We start from the raw sequence: 2,673 nt of genomic DNA, 5'->3' as shown, positions 1-2,673 counted from the left end.
TTCTCAGTCTGCTGTTTTGTATACTCGACTAATCCGTAAGGAGGATCGGTTACAACTGCATGAATTGAATTATCTTTTTGCCTTTTTAACCATTCAATTGCATCATCAAAAAAAATCGTCGATTTCCCAACAGCCTTAGGTGAAGACGTCAAATCTAAGGAGGGAGTAATACCAGCATCACCATTTAAGCGATAGACACCGCGATCTACTCGTTCGAACAGACCAGGGGTATTTAAACTCAGATATGAACGTACAGAAGATTTTGAAATTTCTCCAATTTTCAAATAAACAGCGTTGGTTATCTCCTCAATAGAAGCTTCTCTTCCAAGCCTTAAAAAACATTCAATTATCGAGTCACGAACAACACCAGGAGCCAAAGACATGTTTATAAATCCAGTATTTTTGTATAAAATAATAATACTAACTAGACGTCAGGACGTCAATTTAGTTTAAAAGTGACGTCAAAAGAGCATGCATTAACTCCGCATTTACCATAACAGTGCTTTCCGGCACCGCCTCAGGGCGGGTTCGGCGCGAAAGCGGCGTCAGCCCGGTAAAACCGGCAGTAAACTCCCCACTAAATCGCGCATTCCGCGTCAGATAAATTTCACCCGACTGCATAGCCATGCAACCGGGTGAATGGCACCGGCTTTCGGCGGGGATCTGCGCCGCCCCCCCCGTTTTATCCGGTTTGTTACAGCGACGGACCGTCATACGTCCGCTGGCGCTGCGATCGTTCCAGCTCCAGCGCTTTCTGGTGCTGCGCCGCCCGCTGCTGCTCCCGGTGCGCCTCGATTCCGTTCAGCCTTGCGACAACCGGCGCAGCTGATCGCTCAAACTCTGCACCTGCCTGCTCAAGACCGTGACGCGCTCGCTCAGCGCCGCGTTCTCCCGTTGCATAAGACCAGACATCGTCCGCCATTCCGCGAAGGCGTTCTCCCACTCGTCCAGCCTTTTCGAGTAGTCCTGCTGTAGCTGCTCTAATGCGCTCAGCAACTGTTTTTCCAGCTCCGTCATGTGCTATTTCCCCGCCAGTATCATCCAGCTCGAATCCTCTCCGAACCGTCCCGCTTCCGGGTTCACCCTCACGCAGCGGCGTCTCTGATCGCCGCAGGTCGAGAGCTGCACGCCGCTGTTCCGATCGGACAGCATAGCCTGCGTGCTCTTCTGCTCCCGGATGGTCGTGTAATTGTCGAGTATCTGCTGACTCTGCCACCACAGAATGGCCGCGCTCGAAGCGATCAGCAGCGCGGACACCAGGACGATGGTCAGCCACGTCTGGCTGACCATGCGCAGCATCCCTTTCGTGCGCTGGCTCATGGCTGAGGACAGCTTCCGGTCGTGCTCGAGGATGGCGGCGCTGATTCTCTTCTCGCTTTCGCTCAGTTCCGCTCTGACAGACTTCTCGTGCTCGCTGAATGCGGCTTTCAGCATCTCGCCGGTACTCTGCTGCTGCGCTTTCGATTTCTGCTCTAAGTCCTTCGCCAGCGTTAAAAGACTGTTCATAGATGGCTCCCTTCAGTCGGATGTTTCGCCCCCCGTCCGGGTCGGCAATGCTGATGCTGCTTTTTGTAGTGCGCACCACCTCAAAACCAGCGCTTTCCAGCGCCTCAGTGACGTCCTGACGGGTTTTCAGCTCCCCGGACGAGGCTAAGGCCAGTAAACCCCGCGTAATCGCCTGGGCGGCTTCCTGCTTCGTTTCCGGCAGCGCGGACGGCGTGACCAGCGCCCGCCGGTTTTCCGGCGCGTTTGGATCGTGCAGCCCCAGCCTGCCGTTCACAATGGTCTGCCAGGCATCGATGCGCGGTCGGTCGGCGCGGTCGTAATACGGCTGGAGACGCCTGCCGGTCAGCAGCTCCGTGTTCGGGATCAGGAAGTTCAGCTCCAGCCTCCCTTTGTCCCGGTGCTCAACCCACAGCACGCTGTACTGGTCTTTATCGAGTCCGGGCATCAGAACCCGCTCGAAGCTCGCCATCAGCTTTTCACGCTGGCCGGGCGGTAAGTCCTGTTCGGCAAAAGACAGGACGCCGGATGTGTATTTTTTGGCGTAGGGCGAGGCGTCGATAAGCTCCCGGACTTCCTCCGGCTTCCCCTGCAGAACGCTGGCACCTTCGCGCTGGCGGTCTTTGCCCAGCAGGTAATCCACAGGCCCGGCGCCACCGCCGCGCCCCCGGGGGTGAAACTTAACGATCATCGTCTGCCCCCTTTTCCAGCACGGCGTGCCGCAGCCGCTCGAGTCCGGCATCGATGGCCATCAGCGCGGCGACAACCTGCACGCGGTCGTGCCCGCTGCCGCCACCGCCGTTAACCTGCCGGGCAATCTGGTTAAGGTTGTTCCCCATGCCGGCAAGCTGACGAAGCAGCGCCGGCGAGAGCGAGGGAAGTTTGCCGGTTCGGGCGGGCTTCTCGTCCAGGCACGTCTGCCGCATCCAGGCCGCGAGCTGTTTACCGTCGCAGCGCTCCAGCAGACGGCGGTGCTCATCTTCGGTCACCCACATGGTGAGCATTTTGCTGCGTTTGTCTGCCAATCCGGCCTCCTGATAACGCCGGGACGGGCGGGAAATCTTTTCCCGTTCGGCGCGGTGTTGGACAAGCCGCAGGCGCGTCAGTGGTTTTAGCGGGTTTCGGGGCGCAGCCCTGAACCAGTCACGTAGCGCTAGCGGAGTGTATACT

General features: G+C 57.6%; 3 protein-coding genes. All 3 read right to left on the bottom strand.

Annotated features, from left to right (window positions below; translation table 11 throughout):
* Positions 1-383: hypothetical protein (locus tag ACFW35_RS19815; protein ID WP_379848328.1), on the bottom strand; the 383-nt coding region annotated here is incomplete at its 3' end.
* Positions 384-694: 311 nt separating this feature from the next.
* Positions 695-2,194 (bottom strand): plasmid mobilization relaxase MbeA, encoded by a 1,500-nt coding sequence (gene mbeA, locus ACFW35_RS19855; RefSeq protein ID WP_063863380.1) that lies wholly within the window; start codon positions 2,192-2,194, stop codon positions 695-697.
* Positions 2,184-2,528: a MobC family plasmid mobilization relaxosome protein gene (locus ACFW35_RS19795; RefSeq protein WP_063863381.1), complete on the bottom strand. Its 345-nt coding sequence runs from the start codon at positions 2,526-2,528 to the stop codon at positions 2,184-2,186. The genes mbeA and ACFW35_RS19795 overlap by 11 nt, the downstream gene beginning before the upstream one ends.
* Positions 2,529-2,673 lie beyond the last annotated feature (145 nt).

Origin of the sequence: Fictibacillus sp. NPDC058756, assembly GCF_042746035.1 — a bacterium.
Classification (GTDB): domain Bacteria; phylum Bacillota; class Bacilli; order Bacillales; family Fictibacillaceae; genus Fictibacillus.
Note: the sequence above shows the minus strand (reverse complement) of the source record. Positions and strands in the feature narration are given on the sequence as shown.

Coding starts and splice junctions, on each gene's coding strand:
- mbeA (WP_063863380.1), bottom strand. CDS start 2,194: ATGATCGTTAAGTTTCACCCCCGGGGGCGCGGCGGTGGCGCCGGGCCT.